At 42.4% G+C, this 20352-nt stretch carries 13 protein-coding genes; 8 read left to right on the forward strand and 5 right to left on the reverse strand.

Annotated elements, in window-relative coordinates:
* Positions 1 to 156 precede the first annotated feature (156 nt).
* The gene (locus EWV60_RS06140; RefSeq protein ID WP_287231583.1) at positions 157 to 2232 is read left to right on the forward strand and encodes a caspase family protein; all 2076 of its coding nucleotides are present in this window, start codon (positions 157 to 159) and stop codon (positions 2230 to 2232) included.
* A gap of 76 nt (positions 2233 to 2308) precedes the next feature.
* A complete protein-coding gene (locus EWV60_RS06145) occupies positions 2309 to 3949 on the forward strand; it encodes a DUF6930 domain-containing protein (RefSeq protein ID WP_002776610.1) in 1641 nt (546 codons plus the stop codon).
* 219 nt (positions 3950 to 4168) lie between these two features.
* Here EWV60_RS06145 and EWV60_RS06150 read toward each other — a convergent pair whose 3' ends face one another.
* Positions 4169 to 6151 carry an ATP-dependent nuclease gene (locus tag EWV60_RS06150; RefSeq protein ID WP_287231584.1) on the reverse strand — a complete coding sequence of 661 codons (1983 nt, stop codon included), beginning with the start codon at positions 6149 to 6151 and terminating at the stop codon, positions 4169 to 4171.
* A gap of 583 nt (positions 6152 to 6734) precedes the next feature.
* On the opposite strand from EWV60_RS06150, the gene msrA reads away from it, so the two are divergent.
* Positions 6735 to 7397 (forward strand): peptide-methionine (S)-S-oxide reductase MsrA, encoded by a 663-nt coding sequence (gene msrA / locus EWV60_RS06155; RefSeq protein WP_287231585.1) that lies wholly within the window; start codon positions 6735 to 6737, stop codon positions 7395 to 7397.
* A 184-nt stretch (positions 7398 to 7581) separates the two neighbouring features.
* Here msrA and EWV60_RS06160 read toward each other — a convergent pair whose 3' ends face one another.
* A complete protein-coding gene (locus EWV60_RS06160) occupies positions 7582 to 9981 on the reverse strand; it encodes an FHA domain-containing protein (RefSeq protein WP_287231586.1) in 2400 nt (799 codons plus the stop codon).
* A 196-nt stretch (positions 9982 to 10177) separates the two neighbouring features.
* Here EWV60_RS06160 and sir point away from each other — a divergent pair, with 196 nt between their 5' ends.
* The 3 genes from sir to EWV60_RS06175 all read left to right on the forward strand — a co-directional run bounded on the left by sir (position 10178) and on the right by EWV60_RS06175 (position 15220).
* Complete coding sequence (gene sir / locus EWV60_RS06165; RefSeq protein ID WP_287231587.1) at positions 10178 to 12115, forward strand: sulfite reductase, ferredoxin dependent; 1938 nt, start codon at positions 10178 to 10180, stop codon at positions 12113 to 12115.
* Between the two features lie 105 nt (positions 12116 to 12220).
* Positions 12221 to 13963, forward strand: a complete 1743-nt coding sequence (locus tag EWV60_RS06170; protein ID WP_287231588.1) for a tetratricopeptide repeat protein — start codon at positions 12221 to 12223, stop codon at positions 13961 to 13963.
* Between the two features lie 3 nt (positions 13964 to 13966).
* The gene (locus tag EWV60_RS06175; RefSeq protein ID WP_287231589.1) at positions 13967 to 15220 is read left to right on the forward strand and encodes an AAA family ATPase; all 1254 of its coding nucleotides are present in this window, start codon (positions 13967 to 13969) and stop codon (positions 15218 to 15220) included.
* Positions 15221 to 15524: 304 nt separating this feature from the next.
* Here EWV60_RS06175 and EWV60_RS06180 read toward each other — a convergent pair whose 3' ends face one another.
* Positions 15525 to 16454, reverse strand: coding sequence for an NAD(P)H-dependent glycerol-3-phosphate dehydrogenase (locus EWV60_RS06180; protein WP_287231590.1), 930 nt, complete (start codon positions 16452 to 16454; stop codon positions 15525 to 15527).
* Positions 16455 to 16730: 276 nt separating this feature from the next.
* Here EWV60_RS06180 and EWV60_RS06185 point away from each other — a divergent pair, with 276 nt between their 5' ends.
* Positions 16731 to 17162 (forward strand): NUDIX domain-containing protein, encoded by a 432-nt coding sequence (locus tag EWV60_RS06185; RefSeq protein ID WP_287231591.1) that lies wholly within the window; start codon positions 16731 to 16733, stop codon positions 17160 to 17162.
* Positions 17163 to 17379: 217 nt separating this feature from the next.
* On the opposite strand, the gene EWV60_RS06190 is transcribed toward EWV60_RS06185, so the two are convergent.
* Both EWV60_RS06190 and EWV60_RS06195 read right to left on the reverse strand, forming a co-directional pair.
* Positions 17380 to 18597 (reverse strand): ABC transporter permease, encoded by a 1218-nt coding sequence (locus EWV60_RS06190; protein ID WP_287231592.1) that lies wholly within the window; start codon positions 18595 to 18597, stop codon positions 17380 to 17382.
* A gap of 170 nt (positions 18598 to 18767) precedes the next feature.
* Positions 18768 to 20246: an efflux RND transporter periplasmic adaptor subunit gene (locus tag EWV60_RS06195; RefSeq protein ID WP_002793064.1), complete on the reverse strand. Its 1479-nt coding sequence runs from the start codon at positions 20244 to 20246 to the stop codon at positions 18768 to 18770.
* Between EWV60_RS06195 and EWV60_RS06200 the strand changes: the two genes are divergently transcribed.
* Positions 20188 to 20334, forward strand: a complete 147-nt coding sequence (locus EWV60_RS06200; RefSeq protein WP_002740204.1) for a hypothetical protein — start codon at positions 20188 to 20190, stop codon at positions 20332 to 20334. The two genes, EWV60_RS06195 and EWV60_RS06200, sit on opposite strands and share 59 nt — an antisense overlap.
* Positions 20335 to 20352: the final 18 nt, after the last annotated feature.

Genomic DNA, 20352 nt, shown 5'->3' on the forward strand with positions numbered 1-20352 from the left:
TGCGCGCGACTTTTTACCCGGCCAAGCTTTTCTGGTCGGAACCCCCTAAGCCGAGTTTTCAAGGTGCTGCGCCGTCCACTTGGTTTTCGAGACTGGCCTTTTAATTCTAACGTAAAGCCGCCGTAGAACGGCGGGGTTTCAAACCCAAAATTTCCGATGAACATAACTAGGCGAGAATTGATCCAGCAGACAGGTTGGGGGTTGCTGACTTTGGCGATTAGTCAAGGGACACTTAACCGTCATTTGGCCGCTCTCGCCGCCCCTAATCCCCGAAAATTGGCTCTTTTAGTCGGTATTGACCAGTATGGGGCGAATATTCCGCCGCTGCCAGGTTGTCTCACCGATGTGGAGTTACAAAAAGACCTTCTCCGTTATCGTTTTGGCTTTCAGGATGCTGATATAGTGACTTTAACGGGAAAAAAAGCCAGTGGAGAAGCGATCAAAGCGGCTTTTTTAGAACACCTGATCGCCCAAGCCAGGTTGGGGGATGTGGTAATTTTTCACTTTAGCGGTTATGGCAGTCTTGGGGCCGGAAAAGAGGTTTTTATTACTGCTGATGGGGCAGAAAATGCTTTAATCAAGGAAAATATCCTGCTGATGGCTCGCTGTCTAGCTACGGATAAGTTTAGCTTGGTTTTTGATAGTAGTCATCTCCCCCAACCTCAGCCCTATCTCGGTAATCTTCGCGTTCGTTCCTATCCCGAAACCCTTACTGATCTTAACCCCGCCGAATTAACTTTCGCTACCGATATTAAAACCCGTTTTAACCTCAAAAATAAGCCTAGTAACGGCGTTATTCTCGCTGCCGCTAAACCGGAGCAAATCGCCCTGGAATTGAGCGGTAATAGCCCCAATGCTGGCTTATTCACCTATGATCTCACCCAGTATCTCTGGCAAGCTTGCCCCAGTCCGACAATTGCGATCGCTTTTCCCCATCTCCGTAATCTCGTCGCTAGTCACAGCAGTGAACAACAGCAGCCGGCAATCCTAACCAGTAATCAAAAAAATAATTCTGCCCCGCCCTATCATACAACGTCAGAAACGTCAAGGGGGGGCGCAGCAATTGTTACAAATCTTATTGATGAACGCACCCTAGAAGTCAATCTGGTCGGCCTGCCCTTAGAAATCCTAGAAAATTACGGAATTAACTCCTGTTTGAGCTTTATTGAGGCGACTGGGGAGGAAATCAGCCTACAAATTCTCTCCCGTCAGGGTTTAAAAGCGAAAGCGCAATTATTATCCCCGGCTGCTTCCCTAGAAATAGGACAGATTCTACAGGAAAAATTGCGGGTTTTTCCCAGTCAAATCGGTTTAATCGTCGGTTTGGATAGTAATTTAACCCGGATTGAACGGGTAGATGCCACCAGCACCTTTGCCGGTTTGCCCGATGTGGCCGCCGTGGTTAACATTGGTGAACAAACGGTAGATTGTCTCTTAAGTCGAGTTGGTAGCGAAGAAACTGGCAATTATCAGTTATTATCTGCCAATGGCTCCCTAATTATCGGTAGTTTAGGGGCGGCCAACGAAGCAATTAAATCAGGAATCAAACGACTGCAATCCCAACTAGAAACCCTGCTGGCCTGCAAATTGTGGCACTTGTTGATCAATCAAGAATCCTCTGGTTTAGCCGTCATTGTCACCCTAGAAAGCCTCGATCAAACCTATATCTCCACGGTACAAACCCAAAAAATTGTGGGTAGCAGGGGGACTAATACCGCTAAAAATGACTTAATTCTGCCCGTCGGGACGGAAATTCGCTATCAAATTGAGAATCAAGAAGAACAACCCCTCTACGCAATGATCCTTGTCCTCAACAGCGATCGCCAACCGCTTTTATACTGTTCCCGTCCGGAAAACCCCGATAATTTCAGCAATTCTAGCCCATTAGCCCCCTTTGTCGTGGCGGCCAAAACCAAGGCCACCATCCCCAATTCCGGCCAAGGGCATTGGAAAATTAGTCAACCCAAGGGCATCAGAGAGAATATACTGATCCTCAGTCGCCATCCTTTCCCGAACACCTTGACCCTTCTCAATGCCACTCAAAGCCTCAAGGGAGAAGCCAGCCAACTGCTCACCCTGACTAACCCCCTAGAAATAGCCAGAGCTTTCTGGAGCGATCTAAAATTAGATTTAGGCTTAAAAATGGATAATTCTGGCAGTGTCATTGATGAATACGCCTTTGATCTGGGAACTTGGTCAGGTTTCCGGTTTATCTATCAGGTTATGGACTAAATCGATAGAATAATTCTTATGGAATCCTTGAAAAGAAAAGGTTAAAATCCTAACACAGCTACCCCTAAATTTCCCGATGAATCTTCTGCCCCGGACGACCCAAAGCCGCCTCAAAAAAATCCCACAAATTCCCAGCGTTTGGGAAGGAGATCGTCGTGCTTTATCCTTATCCGAGAGAATGCCCCGGGCCACCCTAGAACCAAATCAAGAAAGCGGTGGCGAGTGCGTGATCTGGGTGGACGGCAGCGAGGGCTGTGTACGCGCTATGGAAGTAGTTTCCCCCGAAACCGGACCAGAGGCCATGGTGAGAACCTTAATCCGCGCCATCGAAACACCGCAAAGTCCCGCCCGGCCAGCGAGACCGAAAAAAATTATCGTCCGTGATCGAGAAACACAGTTTTTTCTGCGTGGGGTACTACAAGATCTCGATATCACCATCGATTATGTCCCCAATTTGCCCCTGATCGATGATCTCTTTCGTGGATTCGACGAATTCCAAAATAACCGCCCCCCGGCAATTCCCCCCGCTTGGCAGTCCGCTTTAGTGAAAACTGCTCACGAAATTTGGAAAGCTGAACCCTGGTCCTGTTTGGCTGATTACGATATCTTGGAAATTAAGATCGATCGCCCCGATTTCCCGAATCTTTACGCCTGTATCATGGGAATGCTCGGTCGGGAATACGGAGTCATTCTCTATCGTTCCCTAGTATCCCTCAAACAATTCCGGCAGGCCGCTTTAGAAGAAAAATCGATGGAAAGATTAGAAAAAGCCTTTCTTTCCCAAGATTGCTGGTTTTTAAGCTACGAATTGGCCGATGATGATGAGGACGATGATGAGGATGACTACGATCTGGCCTCGGCTGCCCCCTCCCAAATCCATCCAGTTTTCGGCAGCGTGCATCCCTACGAAGGTATTCGCCCCTATTTGGATGAAGAAGAAGCAATCACGGTATATTTGGCTTTAATAGCTCTGTTGCGCTTTTTTAAAGGCAATCAATCCGCTTTATCCGAAGAACCGATCGGAGAATTACAGCGTCGTTTTCGCATTCCCCTCGACCCCGAACAAGCAAAAGGGGAAACCGTGGCGGTGACGGTGGCCACGATGCCCGATCTATGTGCGGAATTTATGCAACTCTTAGAGGAGGAGGACGACGATGAGGATGATGATGAGGAAGAATCCGTACTCAAGGAAAATCTAGTCCCTGATAATGCACATCTGAGTCTGGGAATGGTTCCCTGGCAATTATTAGATAAAATTCGCAGTCGTCCGAAAATCCATTATCAACCCCAATCCGTACCAACAAAAGGGGAGGGTTTCCCCGTGGTCATGATCCAGACCTCCCGACCGAAAGCCAAGGAAATTATCGAAAAAATCGAACAAGCTGGCGGTTTGGCGGGCATTGGTTTTAACCCCGGCGAAGATCCCCTCGAAGATACCCGTTATGATCTGGGGATTCTGAAAATGGCTAACGGTGATCTCTATCTATTTGGGGAATTCGAGCAAGATGATCCCGACCACCGTAATGCTCGCCGCAATTGGCAAAAACGCATCAAAAATACCGAGGGTTATTGTGGTTTGATTATTGCCATGGGCGTAACCGGTTCCTCCTGCGGTAATCCCCAATTAAACGATATGTTAGCCCTCTACGAGGCAAAATCGATCGATAGTAAAGATTTAGACTTGGGAGTTTTGACTCTTATGCCTCACTTCGGTTAATTTGAACCGGCAGCGGCGCAGCTTTTTTCGGTGAACAGTGAACAGTAATCAGTTTGCTTGGCAAATTCATTGACATACTCCCACCGTCAAGCTGCGCTATGAAGTGTAGAAATATGCCCATGACGAATCGATTTTTACCGCCGCGCATGGGCAGAAATTCGCTTAATGGGTAGGTCAACTTCGATCAGGCGTTTAGGGTAGGTCGTCATAGTTAAAATTCTACAATCTCGTTAAAAAATCCCACTCCTCAAACCAAGTTGAGCGATCAACGCATTCTAATAAAGCAATAAAATCCTGCTCAATATTAAACGCTATATTATGAGGGCTGATCACCTGATTGATAATTGCTTGAACGTCATCTTTTTTGGCATACTTGTAAAAATCCCGTGTATTCAAAATTTGATTGAAATAGTTGCGATAAGCAGTTGATAATTGAACATCATTTTCTGGAATTGACCTATCATTTGTACCCAACATATCATCACTTTTGAGCTTATCCCGAACAGAGCCACATTGATAGATGATTTGTTCAAATGCCTCATCATCATTGAGTAATTGCTGTAATTTGGGATTCATATAGTTCAGATAGGCTTGTTTAAGACCTTGAGCAAGACTTACGGCATCCACTGAAATCGAATTTTGCTGGTGACTTAACCACAGAAAAAGTAACCTACCTAATTTATCAAAATCTGTAAATAAAATAGATTCAAACGTATATGCACTTGGGATACACGTTGGCAAATTAAACCGATTATTTAAATTATTTATAATTAGATTTTTATGGTCGTCATTTAAGAAATCTCTATCAAAAATTAACACAGATTTTTGCCATAAATTCTGCTGATTCTTAATTAACTGAAAAATCTTTTTATAACTAGGTAAATCCTTAAAAATTTGAGAGACTCCACCCATCACCCAGAAAGAATATTTTTTTGTATTTATACCAATAGTATTCTTTTGTAATAACGTATAAATTGCTTTTGCATCATCCTGACCTTCAACAAAAATGATTTTATCCGCTTCAACGGCATTAATAAAATCTAAACCATTACTATTACCCAAAGAACTAATAATAGGATTCAGACTAGAGGGATAAATTCCTTTAAAACGTGGCTCTACGGGAAGTTCTTGTCGAGATAAAGCATTATAATTATATTGAGGTCTATTTTCCAGATGAAATAATTGATGTAAAGAAACCTGTCGAATTAAACTTTCATTATGAGTTGTTAAAAAAATTTGTGTTGTCTCAGAGAATCTAAGCAGTGTATTGATTAGCCGACTCTGTATGTCACGATGAATATGACTATCAGGCTCATCAAAAAGAATCAAATTGAGATCATTTCTTTGCCCAAAAGAATATAAATTTAATAAAATTACAATAATCTGTATTGTCCCACTTCCCAGTAAAGAAATATCTTTTTCTATATCACGATTATCAATTTTGTAATTAATAATAACTTTGACATCATCCCGAAAATCACTAGAAGTAAAAAAGCTAACCTCTGCACTAGGGCTATCAAAGAGAATATACGACAAATCGCGCTTAAATCTCTCATACAATTGAGGATCTGCTTGATCACTATGAAGAGTGTATAGACGATTACGAATGACTTCAACCGATTCTCGCTTTTGAATTGCTTCTAGTACCTGCGGAGTAGTTAAAAATCTTTCGTCTGCTCTAATCGTTGCAACAGGAGAAGCAAAAGAACAGCCAATTGCTTTAGGAAAATTATGAAATAGTTGGTTAAACTGAAAAAAATCAAAATCTTGACGATTTAAAAATTCTAGCTTGTAGCTGTTGCCATGGGAATTTGTAATTGAAAAACCAATCTTTAATAATGGGTTTGGTCTTTGCTCAGAATATATGTCTTGAAAGATAAAAATTAATTCAATTTTTTGACTTTTATCGCACTGATAAAATAAGTCATCAATATTAGAACTACGAACTGTTTTTACATCTGTGTAAATTAAATACTGAGTATCTTTAAAAACATAATGCCCCGCTCGATAACGTTCAGGTTTAGCACGAATTGCTTGGTATAACAAGAAGTTAAAACACTCATGCCAAAGAGCGATCGCCTCTAGCAAATTGGTTTTTCCTGAATTATTAACCCCAGTAAAGACATTAAAATCAGGATCTAAATCTACGGTAACATTTTGAAAAGACTTAAAATTTTTAATCTGAATTTTGCTGATCTTCATTCCCGTTCATCCTGCCGTAGAATTGCCTCTAGTCCAAGCTGATAATGTTCAATGCTTGTAACAGGTTGCCGTCCTAGCGTAACCGCCTCTCGAATGACATAAACTTCCGACATTGTCCCACAGTTAAACACCACATAGAGCCAATAGTCCCGCTTTAATCGTTCGGCTGTTTTATACTTATCTCTGATGCTAACACAATTGGGAAGTAGGTTAGCCCAATTAAATCTAATTAGGGAGCAGCCTCGTAGGTTGGTTTGAGCGAAACAATACTTGGGAGAAAACGTATTAATTCAATTGAAAAAGCGAAACCCAACAACCTCAACGCTTACTGCTTAACTCTCAAAGTAATTGGCTGATAGCATTTTTCTTTATTCGTGGCAGGCATCCTACTCGCCTCTTCCCTTCGCCGGACCGGGGTTGGGGGGAAGGGAAATTAACCATCTCTGCCATTACTTGAGAAAAATGGTATCAGTAGATTGACAAAAATTGAGCTGCAGCCTCGGTTCTGATCACCGATCACTGAAATCCCTAAAATTAAGCGATAATGTAAAGTAAAGTCAAACTTTCTCGACAAATTCTTATTATGGTGTTATTCGGATTCGGAAAAAAATTAACTTTGCCCACAGTAAGGGAAGCACTACCCGGGCGATCGGAAAAAATGCCCGTACCTAGCAGCCACTACGTTAACGGTCATCCTTTGCAGCCCCCCTTCCCTGGCGGTATGGAAACCGCAATGTTTGGTTTAGGCTGTTTTTGGGGAGCAGAGCGGAAATTTTGGCAATTAGAAGGTGTTTACACCACGGCCGTGGGTTATGCGGCTGGTATCACCCCTAATCCCACCTATCAGGAAGTGTGTACCGGCATGACTGGGCATAATGAAGTGGTCTTAGTGGTCTATGATCCCAGTGTGATTTCCTACGAACAACTGTTAAAGGTTTTCTGGGAAAGTCATAATCCCACCCAAGGAATGCGTCAGGGTAATGATACGGGAACTCAGTATCGATCGGGTATCTATACCTATAATCCCCAGCAAAAGCAATTAGCGGAAAAATCTCGATCGATCTATCAAGAAGCTCTCAATAAAGCGGGCCATGGTCAAATTACCACGGAAATTATCGACGCACCTGAATTTTATTATGCTGAAGTTTATCATCAGCAATATTTAGCGAAAAATCCCAGCGGTTACTGCGGTTTAGGGGGAACGAAAGTGGAATGTCCGATCGCTCTTGATCTGAAGTCAACTTAAGTAGGGTTAGTTATCAGTTATCAGTTATCAGTGATCAGTTAAGTAGGTGGGTGGAATTAAATATAAGATGAACGTAGGTTGGGTTGAAGCATGAAACCGAACGCCCGTATAGTTTACGCTATCGCTAACCCATCCTACAAATAATTGTGCCTCCCTACTTATCAGTTATCAGTTATCATTCAGATCACAAAATATCTTTTCTTTTTTGCAACCAATAGGTAAGTAGAAAATAAATAAGGGAATGAAGAATTAAAACTCCCCAATTCAATAACAAATTATTGATAGATAATTGATAAACTTGATTGACATCCTCAAAGGGTAAAGGGATATTAAAAGTATTTTGTTCTTTCGCTTCTGCAATCATAGCTTCCACCTCTACTAATACCCCGTAGGCAGCAATTGACCAGCGACTAATCATCAACCATGATAGATATTTCCCCAGACCTTCTAAGCTAAATAATACCCCAGCAAAGATAATCTGAGGGATTAAAATTAAAGGTAAGGCACTATTTGCTTGGGTGATATTATTAACGCCAGCAGAAATTAACAAACCGAGATTAATCGCCGCAAATATAGTTAAAAATGTGGTAATAAAACAACCAATTAACCAGGTCATTAATTCCGGCTGCGGGTCAGCAAATCCCCAAAATATCACGCAGGTAATTACAATTGTTTGCAGAAAAGCTAAGGCTGCTAAAACCAGACTTTTTGAGAATAAATAGGGTAATAATCCCAGATTAACTAATCTTTCTCGCCGATAAATTGGCGATTCTTTGACAATTTCCTGTAGGGAACAGGCAAAACCTACCCATAATTCCGCGCAGGTAAAAACAAAGAGAGTTTTTAAGGCTAAAGGTGCGGATTGGATAGCCTGCTCAAAACTGGGATTATCCCCCAAAAATAAAGGATTTTCGTCCCCTAAAACCATGGCCATTAATAAAATTCCGATCGGGGCGGTTAATAGGTATAAAATTAAACTAACCTGATCGCGGATAATTAATTGGCTATAGCGTTGACATAAAACCTGTAGTTGTAGCCAAAAAGATTGTTGAACCTGTTGCGGTTTACTATTATTTTGCTGAAATATTTTACCGATTCTTGCTTCAATATTATTTTTGTAGTAGTCGGATTGTTGGAAACGTTGGCATTCTTGCTCAACTTTTTCGCTAGTTTCCAGATGAATATAAATATCGGCAAAATCCCCCTGAGGTAAAGAGAAAAAATTTAAGGCCTCCCCCGGAGAACCAAAATAACATAAATTGCCCCCTTGACCAAGAAAAACTAATCGATCGCAGAGATTGATATTATTAGTAGCATGGGTGACTAGGAGAATTGTTCTGCCTTCTTTGGCCAATTTTGCCAGCAATTCCATCATCTTTTTATCTAAACCGGGGTCTAATCCCGAGGTGGGTTCATCTAAAAAGAATAATTTGGGATTAGCTAATAATTCTACCGCAATACTCACCCTTTTTAATTGACCACCGCTTAAGTCTCTGACTAAAGTATTTCTTCTTTCTAATAATTCCACCTGCTGCAGGGTTTTCTCGATCACTTCTTGGCAATTAAGATCGGGAGTTAGCCTTAATTTAGAAGCATAATATAACACTTCTCCCACAGTTAAATCCCTGTGAACGATATCGTATTGGGGAACATAACCGATTTGGGTGCGATAGATATTAAAATTCTGGCGCAGCTCTTCCCCATTCAGATAAACAGTTCCCGAGGTGGTGGGTTCAATTCCTAATAAAGTCTTTAAGAAAGTCGATTTTCCTGCACCACTTCCCCCGACAATCGCCACTAATTGACTCGGTTCGATCGGTAAGGAGATATGATTGAGAATTATCAACGGTCGTTTCTTTTTATCCCGCACCATCCTGACGATATTTTCGGCATCCAGACGGATATTATCCCCTGTATCTAATAAAACTAAGTCATCTCCCTGCAAACGAAAACTATAGGGTCCGATTCTCACCGTACAACCGTTGGCTAAAATGGCACTACCCGATACTTTTTGTCCGTCGATAAAGACTCCATTGGTGCTTTTGTCGTGGAGAATATAACGATTTTGGTTATCGCTATCGATAATCGCGTGTTGTCGGGAAATTGTCGGAGCGTCTAAAACCACAGTGGCAGCATTATCTCGTCCTAAAACTACACTGCGATTGCTTAGGGAAACCGATTTAAAAGCTAAAGGTGGGCTTTTTACCTGTTGGTTAGGATGATAATAGGTAATCTTGACCGAATTTTTGACATCTTGACCGATATTAATCTCATCCCCATTTCGTAAAAGATAGCCCTCTTTGGGAGTAATGACGCGATTATTGATAAAAAGTTGATTGGAACTAGGATTAGTCCCGTCTCCATCGTAGATATAGTAATCATCTCCCTGACGACGAAAACAAGCTTGGACTCGACTCACCACCGTCCAGTGTTGGGGAACAACTAAATCCACCTGTTGACCATCCCGACCCAATTTATAATTAGGACGACTCAGATTAATAGAAGGGAGAATTTCTCCCTGATTGTTAAGAATAATGTAGGGTTCTTGACTAATAACCGTTTTAATGTTGGGAGAATTGGTCATAAAAATTCGATCGGTGGGTGGCGTTCGCGGGGTACGGTAAGAAGCTAAGATAGAATTAAGGTCTCGATCGCTACTGTTAACCTCAGAGTCTGGAACGAACTCTAGAGATCATCTTAGTAAAACTTCTTAGGATCGATCGAGCTTGTCTAAATTCCTATTCCTAAGACCTATCCACAGGTTATCGTGCTGTTAGACGATGGTTACAACTCCTATTTCTCCTACCGCCAAGGTTTCTAAAGTCGAAGGTATCAAAGAACGCAGTAATTATCTACGAGAACCTTTGGCCAGTGAACTCCTCGAAGATACAACCCATTTTACCGATGCGGCGGTGCAGATCCTCAAATTTCACGGTTCCTATCAACAGGATAATCGCGACAATAGAGCCAAAGGTCAAGAAAAAGACTATCAAATGATGTTGCGTACCCGCAGTCCGGGGGGTTTTATTCCCGCGCAACTATATCTTACCCTCGATAGTTTGTCCGATCGCTACGGTAACGGCACTTTACGCGTGACAACTCGCCAAGGCTTCCAATTACACGGCATTTTAAAGAAAAATCTCAAAGCTACCCTCGGGGAAATTATCCGCAGTATGGGATCCACTTTAGCGGCCTGTGGTGATGTTAACCGCAATGTCACTGCACCGCCAGCCCCCTACAAAAATCGCCCTGAATACGGCTATGCTTGGGAATATGCCAATAATATCGCCGATTTGCTCACTCCCCAAACTGGAGCTTACTACGAAATTTGGCTCGATGGCGAAAAGGTGATCAGTGCAGAAGAAGCGCCAGAAGTCAAGGCATCGAGACAAAAAGATACAAATGGCATTAACAAAAACGATCCGATCGAACCGATCTACGGTCAACATTATATGCCCCGTAAGTTCAAGATCGGTGTCACCGTGCCGGGGGACAACTCCATCGATATCTACACCAATGACCTCGGTTTAGTGGTGATTACCGACGCAAATGGTCAATTACAGGGTTTTAACATCCTTGCGGGGGGTGGACTGGGAAGAACCCACAATAAGGAAGAAACTTTCCCCAGAATGGCCGATCCGATCGGTTATGTGAGCAAAGAGGAGGTATATGATCTGGTAAAAGCGATCGTGGCAACCCAAAGGGATTACGGTGATCGCGGCGATCGTCGTCATGCGAGAATGAAATATATCCTCGAAGAATGGGGAGTAGAAAAATTCCGCAGCACTGTTGAGGGTTATTTCGGCCAAAAAATTGCCCCCTACCAACCCCTCCCCGATTGGGAATATCAAGACTTTTTGGGATGGAATGAACAGGGAGACGGAAAATTATTTTTTGGTCTTTCTGTGGAGAATGGCCGGGTTAAAAATGAAGGCAGTTTTCAGCTAAAAACCGCCTTAAAAGTGATTATCGAGCGTTTTGAGCTACCCATGCGCTTGACGGCTAACCATAATATCATTCTCTACGAAATCGAACCCCAGGATCAACAAGCGATCGAGGCGATCCTGAAAGAACACGGAATTATCACCAATCCCGCCGAAATTGACCCTTTAACCCGTTATGCCATGGCCTGTCCCGCTTGGCCCACCTGTGGATTAGCGATTACTGAGTCAGAAAGAATTTTACCCAGCGTGATTGAACGCATTCGCACCCTGCTTAATCGCTTAGGATTAAGCAAAGAGGAATTTGTCATCCGCATGACAGGATGTCCCAATGGCTGCGCGCGTCCCTATATGGCAGAATTAGGATTTGTGGGTAGCGCTCCCAATTCCTACCAACTCTGGTTAGGGGGAACAGCCGATCAAACTCGACTAGCGCGTCCCTATTTGGATAAAATGGCGATCGATGATCTAGAAAAGGTCTTAGAACCGATTTTCGTTTACTTCCAACAGGATCAACAAAATAACGAAACCTTCGGAGAATTCTGTCATCGAGTCAATTTCCCTGCTTTACAAGCATTTTCAGCCACCTACACACCTAAAATGACCGAAACTACTACCACTGAATCAAAACCCAAACGCGTGCGTAAAAATCAAAACCGTGTCAGCGTCCCCGATGATATGTTTGTCCGTCTCAAGGAAGCTTCGGAAACGGAAAAACGGCCGATGAATCAAATCATCAATGAGGCGCTAGAGGCCTATTTCAGCCAAAAATCCTAATCAGTTATCAAGGTGGGACTTAACCCACCTTTTTTTAATTAGCATATTCATAGGATCGGTCTGTCGAAAAAATCATCGTCCATCACATCATCTTGGTTACGCGATATGGTGCAACAATTGGGGCAGTTTCTCAACCTTCAAGCGGGAAGTATAGAGGAATATCAGGAGTTTTTATCAGAAGTCTTACAAGCAGAATGGGAGAGTAATAGCGATCCTGCGGTGGTTTATCCTATCCTACAACGCGGTCAACATCTGTTAGATGATACCTTTGCCCAACTGTTGCAACAATGGGCTAGAAATGTGTTTTCTCAAGGGAAACCAGAAGAAGTGGCGGGTATTGTCGGGGTGATTCAGAATTTATGTATTAAGATTGCAGATTTTCCTTTGGGAAGTCGGGCTAATAATCTAGAAATCGCTATTACAGGCTATCAGACCCTCTTAGAAGTATATACCCGTCAAGCTTTTCCTGAAAAATGGGCAAGGATACAAAATAATCTGGGGAATGCTTATAGTAAGCGCATCAGAGGGGAAAGGGCAGAAAATTTAGAGTTAGCTATTGTTGCTTATAACCAGTCTTTAGAAGTATATACTCGTGATGCTTTTCCTGAAGATTGGGCAGTAATACAAAATAATCTAGGGACTGCTTATAGTGATCGTATTGGAGGGGAAAGAGCAGATAATCTAGAGTTAGCTATTGTTGCTTATAACCTGTCTTTAGAAGTCTATACCCGTGATGCTTTTCCTTATGAATGGGCAAGGAGACGAAATAATCTGGGTGCTGCTTATAGTAAGCGCATCAGAGGGGAAAGGGCAGAAAATTTAGAGTTAGCTATTGTTGCTTGTAACCAGTCTTTAGAAGACTATACCCGTGATGCTTTTCCTTATGAATGGGCAGTAACACAAAATAATCTGGGTAATGCTTATAGTGAGCGCATTCTTGGGGAAAGGGCAGATAATCTAGAGTTAGCTATTGTTGCTTATAACCTGTCATTAGAAGTCCATACCCGTGATGCTTTTCCTGAACAATGGGCAGTAACACAAAATAATCTAGGGACTGCTTACATAAACAGAATCAAAGGAGACATAGTAGAGAATATAGAAACCGCAATTTTCTGTTATCAAGAAGCCTTAAAAATTCGTACTTTTGATGCCTTTCCTCTTGACTGGGCAACTACTCAAAATAATTTAGGCAATGCTTATAGTGAACGAATTAGAGGCAATAAAGCCGAGAATATCGAAAATGCAATTGTCTGTTATCAAGAAGCCTTAAAAATTTATACCCGTCAAGCCTTTCCAGGAGATTGGGCAGAGACACAATATAATTTAGCCAATACTCTCAGAGAACGATTTAAACTTCTTGGTAAAGTGACAGACATTCAACAAGCAATTAACTCTTATAAACAAGCTGGAGAAATTATTGAAAAAACCGAAGACAAAACCTTATATTTTAACTATTCCTATCAATTAGGAAAAGCTTTATTTGAGGGCGGATATTATACAGAAGCTATTGAACACTTAGAAAATTGTCAGCAACTTTATCAAAAACAAAAGGATATTAGTAGTTTGGCTCCAATTTTATTGGAACTTGCCCGTCTCTATCATCGCACTGGTAGGCTCGAACAGGCAAGACTTTATTTTAAAGATTCTTTACGTCTATTCCGTCGTTTAGGTGATCAAGATAATGTGGCTTCTGTGACAACTGCACTGGGCAATCTAGAAATACAAATTGGCAAGATTTCCCAAGCTTGTAGTCATTTAAAAGAGGCACAAACATATTATCAAGAAAACAATGATAAGGAACGACTAGAGGAAATTAATTATCTACTAAAAATTCTACAATCTGCGTAAAAAATGTCAAGACTCAGCCGTTATCAATCAACTCTCAAAAGATGGGGACTGATAGAAAATCCTTTTCGACCAACTCCCCCCGATGATCGCAAAAAATTAGCAAAGATTTTTTATGGACGAGATCAAGTTTTAGATATAGTTATTCCGACCCTCTATGAAGGACGTAATATCTTAGTTAGGGGGGCTTGGGGTATTGGTAAAACTGCCTTAATTTTTAATTTAATTAACCAGTTACAACAGGAAGTTAACCAATTAAATGAAAAAATGTTATTGCTTTATATTAGCAGTATTCCTGGGGAAAGTTCCACGGAATTTTATCGTGCTTTATTATTAGCTGTAGCCGATAGTTTAGCGGATAGTGATCAAGAATCAAGAGACATTGCTAATACGCTTTTAGGTTATTCTATCCAACGCAATAAAACCACTATCGAAGGGCAAGTTAGATTAGGCTTTTTATCCTTTGGCAAAAAGGAAGAATCCCCTGCTAATCAACTGACTCCCACTGCCAATGCTGATCCCTATCCTTTACTCATTCGTTTATTAAATAAAGCCGAAGAAATTTATTCTCGTATTGTTATTGCTATTGATGATTTTGACAAAAAAGACCCCATTGTTGTCCAGACAATTTTAGAAAGTAGTTTAGATTTATTTCGGATGGGAAAACATCGAGGATTTATTATGACAGGAAGAGGCTTTACCGAGTTTCAAGAAGCAACCTTAAAAGCCCTTGGTATCTTTTCTGAAGATATTCCCCTTGAACCCATGAGTCAAGATGATTTACGTCACATTGCTATTAATTATCTTAATAGTGCCAGAAACGAACAGCGAAATGATCCCTATCCTTTCACAGAGGAAGTCATCAATTTAATTACGGGTTACGCTCAAGGAATTCCTCGAGAACTGAATACTATCTGTGAAAAAGTATTACGGCAAGCTGCTTCAGAAGGATATGAAATTATTGATGAAACTGCTTTTTATTCAATTTGGCAAATCCTTCAAAAAGACTTTACTGATTATTTAAGTCCTCAGTTTCGTCATTTATTATACGTTGCTCATCAAGCCGGTGGCATTAGTGAGAATATTTCTGATCAAACTTTGGATAAACTTGATGCTATAACCTTTGTTGCTCTCTTGCCCCAACTTAAATCGATGGAAGAACAAGGATTATTAATTCGTCAAGAAGATCAAAGCGGTTTTCGTTTTCTTCCTTCCCAATTATTTCAACCTAAGTTACTCCCTGAGTCTCAGTCTGAGTAAATAATAATTGAAGCCATTAGGGGAGTTATAAAAATCGATCGAGCAAAAAAGCAACTAGGTAATGATTGGGTAGTGGTGGTGAGCCATAGTGCTTATCTTGTATGAAGTGTGTAAAATATTTGTTAATAACAATAATTTGCTTAACTCACTATCTTTATCTAAAAAAATGGAGAATCCCGTTGGGGCTATTTGATACTTTATTGATGACTAAGATAACCAACAAAGCAAAGCGTTAAACCTTCGTCCCCACTCCCCAACCACTCACGGATTACTTTTTACTGTTTACTAAAAAATCTCTTGTCTCTTAATCAAATTCTGCTTTTAGATCCCGACGCATTAATTCATAAACGGCAACTTGGGGAGAAATTTCCCCGCGCAAAAGACGATCAACTTGGCAGGTAATCGGTACATATAAATTTTTTTCTTGGGCAATTCTCATCAAAACTTCTGTGGTATTTATTCCTTCGGCAGTTCCCTCTAATTTCGCCAAAACTTCCGGCAAAGATAAACCTAAAGCTAATTGATAACCCACTTGATAATTGCGGGATAAAGGACTATTACAGGTAGCTAATAAATCCCCTAAACCCGATAAACCGAAGAAAGTTTCTTGACAACCTCCTAGACAAGTTCCCACCCGAATTATTTCCGGTAAAGCGCGAGTTAATAGGGCAGATTTGGCATTAGTACCTAACTGTAAACCATCACAAACCCCAGAAGCGATCGCCATGACATTTTTAAGAGTGCCACCTAACTCAGTCCCCAAGGGATCGCTATTCAGATAAACCCGAAAAGATTCCCCAGATAATAATTTTTGTAACAATATTGCTGCTTTTTGCTGATAACTTGCTACCACCGTCGCAGCGGGTAAACCTTGATTAATTTCTTTAGCTAAATTGGGACCAGAAAGAACCACAAGGGGATTAGCGGGAAAAGCTTGATTCCACAGATGAAAAGGTGTACGAGTGGTGATCGGATCTAACCCTTTAGTAGCGGTGACGATAATGGTGGGAGAATTTAATGGTAACTGCTGTAATTTTTCGATCGTGGGAGCAACTCCTTTAATCGAAACGGCCGAAATAATTACGTCAGTATCTGCTATAATAGCCCCTAAATCTTCCCCACTATGACGCGACCAAACCCTAACAGTTAAGTAATTACGTCTAGCCAAATTAGCGAGAGTTTGTCCCCAAATTCCCCCACCTATCACCGTAATTTTCTTGGCATTTTCTAACAACTTTTATTCCCCTCCTTATTAGTGATCCCTGATCAGTGACTGGTTAGAAAAGATTCGATTTTAAGGTTATGAGTCTTAAATGAAATTATTGACCGATTACTGATAAGTAGGTAGGTGTTAAAAGTTGTCTGATCCCCCCTTATCAAGGGGGGCAGGGGGGATCCCCCCGCCTATCGGCACCCCCCTTATCAAGGGGGGCAGGGGGGATCAGAGGCAAAATCTATCTTCAATTTAATTATAACTACTTACTTAACTGTTCACTGATAACTGAAAAAAATGACACCCTATCGCAATCCTGCCCCCACTGTTGATATTATCATCGAACTGATCGACTCGCCCCACCGTCCGATCGTACTAATTGAGAGAAAAAATCCGCCCTTTGGTTGGGCAATTCCGGGGGGATTCGTGGACTACGGCGAATCGGTGGAAACGGCGGCAATTCGGGAAGCTTACGAGGAAATCAGCTTGCAGGTGCAGTTAATCGAGCAATTTCACGTCTATTCCGATCCTAAGCGCGATGCACGTCAACACACCATTAGTATCGTTTTTATCGCCACGGCAAAAGGAAAACCGATCGCTGCCGATGATGCCAAAAAAGTCGGGATTTTTTATCTCTGGGAATTCCCCCAAGCTTTATGCTTTGATCACGATCGCATCCTCAATGATTATCGTCGTTATCGGGATTATAAAATCCGTCCCACATATTAGACCTCTTGTAAAAATCAAAAATTGTTGTTAGGGTTAGGAGTCAGTAGTCAGTAGCCAGTAGTCAGGAGTCAGGAGAATTAAGAATAAATAATAATCAATTAAATGGTCTATTTACAGATTTAAGGAAACGTTAAAAAATTAAGCTAAGGCGCATTTTAACCGCCTATCCTGAAATTAGCTGAATCTCCCCCAATCCCTTTACTAATGCGCGGGCAGCTTATACACTTCTGAGGGCGACAATCGGCTCCAATTTAGAGGCACGATAGGCGGGAAAAACGCCAAAAAAGAGACCAATACCCGTGGAAACGCTCAAAGACAGGGCGACGGCGGTGGCGGAAACAGTGGCAGCCAGGGGGGAGAAACTGGAGACAAGAACGATCGCTCCCGCACCGACGAGAATACCAAGCGCACCGCCAGCGATGGAAACGAGAGTTGATTCAATCAGGAATTGTAAGAGAATATCCTGTTCTCTGGCTCCGATCGCTTTTCTTAGTCCGATTTCCCCGGTTCTTTCCGAAACCGAAACGAGCATAATATTCATTACCCCGATACCACCGACAATTAGGGAAATACCGGCGATTAGAGCCAAAAGTAGGGTTAGACCCTGGGTAATCGTGCCGAAGATTTCGATCATCTGTTTAGCAGTTTCGACGCGAAAATCATCCTCAGCGACGATTTTATGGCGTAAACGCAGGAGATTCTGGATTTGGAACTTAGCAGCGCGGATTTCCTCCCCCGATCGCGCGGTGAGACTAATCCAACTCAACTCGACACCGTAGGCAGAGGTTTTGCCCACCAGTTGCGAGTTCATGGTGCTAAGGGGAATAATCAGCATTTCATCCTGATTATTGCCAAAAAAGGAGCCTTTCGCCTCTAAAATCCCGATCACCTCAAAACTGAGATTTTTGATCCGCAGCTGTTGACCGAGGGGATTTTGGGTGGGGAAAAGTTGCGCTACCACTTCACGGCCGATTACCGTTACTCGTTTGTTGCGGGCTAGATCGATATTATTGATAAAACGACCTTTTTCTAGGGTAAAATTGCGAACAGAAGCGTATTCTGGGGTGCTTCCCGTCACTAGAGCCGTCATGTTGCGATTACGATAGGAAATCAAGAAACGAGCGTTTATTTCTGGGGCGACTTCGGCGACGGTGGGAACCTGTTCGGCGATCGCCTGAGCATCAGCTAAAACTAGGGTTTTCGGTAAATTAACGGTGGTATTGCGTGCTTGTCGCGACCCCGGCACCACAAAAATGGTATTGGGTCCCAAGTTAGCAAACTGGTCATTGGCTAAGGTTTGCGCCCCTTGGCCAATACCGATCATGGCCACCACCGAAGCGTTACCGATGATAATTCCTAACATGGTCAGGCCGCTACGCACTTTATTGGCCCTTAGGGTGGAGACGGCCATTTTTAAACTTTCGATGATAAACATATCAGTTATCAGTGGGGTGTGGGGTGTGGGGTGTGGGGTGTGGGGAGAATAAATAAAATAATCTCCTGTCTCCTATCTCCTGACGACCGACGACCGACGACCGACTGCTGCCCGATCATAAAAAAGACAATTGGGAGATATTTGTTAAGAAAAATTATTGAGATTTTTGATTATTTTTGATTAGTTTTTGAGGTATCTTCAGCCCCTTCGGGGAGATCGATAAAGACCTTTTCTCCAACTTCCAAACCTGATAAAATTTGAGTTTTATCGTCTAAGACCAAACCGATCGAAACGGGTTTAAAACTGGGTTTATTTTCGGCATCGGGAACTAAAACCCCTGACTTGCCTTCCCGGGTGACAATGGCGACAGTCGGCACGACCAGAGCATTATCTAACTGCTGGCCGACAAAAGTTACATCTACATTCATTTTTGATTTGAGTTTGTCCCGTCCCGTTACCAAACCGATTCTCACTTCAAAAGAAGTAACATTATCCTCGATAATTGCTTCGGGAGCCACAAGAATAACTCGACCTTCAAAGACTTCTTCAGGAAAAGCATCGGCGACAATTCGCACTGGTTGGCCGCGCTGTAATAAACCCACATCTACTTCCGGCACTTTCGCAATCACTTCCAATCCCGATGCTAGGGCGATAATCGAGGTGGAAGTGGCGGAAGCGGTACTAGAGGCCGAAGTGGTGGGAGTGACAAAAGAACCCTCAGTGGCGTATTTTTGGGTGACGATGCCATCAAAGGGAGCAGTAATAACCGTATCGCGGTATTGAATCTTAATTTGCTCTAAACTGGCCCTAGCAGCTGCTACAGATGATTCTAGTCGAGCCAGCTCGGTTTCTTGGGTTTTTTGGCGTTGTTCGAGGGCAAATTTTGCTTCTGCGATCGCTGCTGCCGCTCGGATCATTTCCTGTTCAATTCCGGCTACTTCTGGGGAAGCGGTTTTATCCGCTTGTTCCAAACGGCGGATCGATTCGTCTAAATTGGCTTTAGCATTGAGATATTCATTGAGGACAGCATCAAATTGGTCTTGAGCGATCGCCCCTTCCCGGACTAAATTTTCATTGCGTTTAACCCGATTTTCTGCTAGTCGAAACCGGGATTGGGCCGCTTGTACCTGAGCTTGTAGCTGGTCTAAATCTTTCGGAATTCTTTCTTTGGCCTGAGCTAAACGGGCTTCTAATTGCTTATAACTGGCCTGGGCCTGATAAAATCGGGCTTGTAATTGCCGGATATCTTCCGGAATACTGCGTTTAGCCTGTTCCAGACTGGCTAGAGCTTCCCGCAGTCGCGCTTCTGACTGCATTCCTTGGGCATACACCTCTAAATTATCCATGACGGCGAGGGTTTGTCCCTTTTTAACGATCATGCCCTGATCTACCAATAATCGCACTAATCGGCCAGGGTTTTTCGGGCTAATGTTGACACTTTGGATTGGTTCCACCCTACCACTAGCTTTAATTTCCACAGCGAGGGTTTCCCGTTGAGCAGGAACGGTCATTTCCGCCAATTCTACGCCAGGAGGAGGAGTTTGCAACAAACGATAAGAAACCACTCCCACCGCCAGAAAACTACTAGCCATGAGTCCGAATATCCAAAATAGGGGGCGATTTGATTTTCCCAACACGGTTATTGCCATCGATCAGCCAAAAGTTAATTGGTTATATACTAACGTCTCTAGAGTTGCCTTTGTTGTTTCTTTAGCCAACAACTCCCAAGCGAGATAGACTGATTAAAAAAGGCCT

Source organism: Microcystis sp. Msp_OC_L_20101000_S702 (assembly GCF_007095705.1).
Classification (GTDB): Bacteria; Cyanobacteriota; Cyanobacteriia; order Cyanobacteriales; family Microcystaceae; genus Microcystis; species Microcystis ichthyoblabe_A.

Excerpts from the sequence above, each read along its gene's own strand:
- EWV60_RS06140 (WP_287231583.1), top strand. The coding sequence starts at position 157 with ATGAACATAACTAGGCGAGAATTGATCCAGCAGACAGGTTGGGGGTTG.
- EWV60_RS06145 (WP_002776610.1), top strand. The coding sequence starts at position 2,309 with ATGAATCTTCTGCCCCGGACGACCCAAAGCCGCCTCAAAAAAATCCCA.
- EWV60_RS06150 (WP_287231584.1), bottom strand. The coding sequence starts at position 6,151 with ATGAAGATCAGCAAAATTCAGATTAAAAATTTTAAGTCTTTTCAAAAT.
- msrA (WP_287231585.1), top strand. The coding sequence starts at position 6,735 with ATGGTGTTATTCGGATTCGGAAAAAAATTAACTTTGCCCACAGTAAGG.
- EWV60_RS06160 (WP_287231586.1), bottom strand. The coding sequence starts at position 9,981 with ATGACCAATTCTCCCAACATTAAAACGGTTATTAGTCAAGAACCCTAC.
- sir (WP_287231587.1), top strand. The coding sequence starts at position 10,178 with ATGGTTACAACTCCTATTTCTCCTACCGCCAAGGTTTCTAAAGTCGAA.
- EWV60_RS06170 (WP_287231588.1), top strand. The coding sequence starts at position 12,221 with ATGGTGCAACAATTGGGGCAGTTTCTCAACCTTCAAGCGGGAAGTATA.
- EWV60_RS06175 (WP_287231589.1), top strand. The coding sequence starts at position 13,967 with ATGTCAAGACTCAGCCGTTATCAATCAACTCTCAAAAGATGGGGACTG.
- EWV60_RS06185 (WP_287231591.1), top strand. The coding sequence starts at position 16,731 with ATGACACCCTATCGCAATCCTGCCCCCACTGTTGATATTATCATCGAA.
- EWV60_RS06190 (WP_287231592.1), bottom strand. The coding sequence starts at position 18,597 with ATGTTTATCATCGAAAGTTTAAAAATGGCCGTCTCCACCCTAAGGGCC.
- EWV60_RS06200 (WP_002740204.1), top strand. The coding sequence starts at position 20,188 with ATGAGTCCGAATATCCAAAATAGGGGGCGATTTGATTTTCCCAACACG.
- EWV60_RS06195 (WP_002793064.1), bottom strand. The coding sequence starts at position 20,246 with ATGGCAATAACCGTGTTGGGAAAATCAAATCGCCCCCTATTTTGGATA.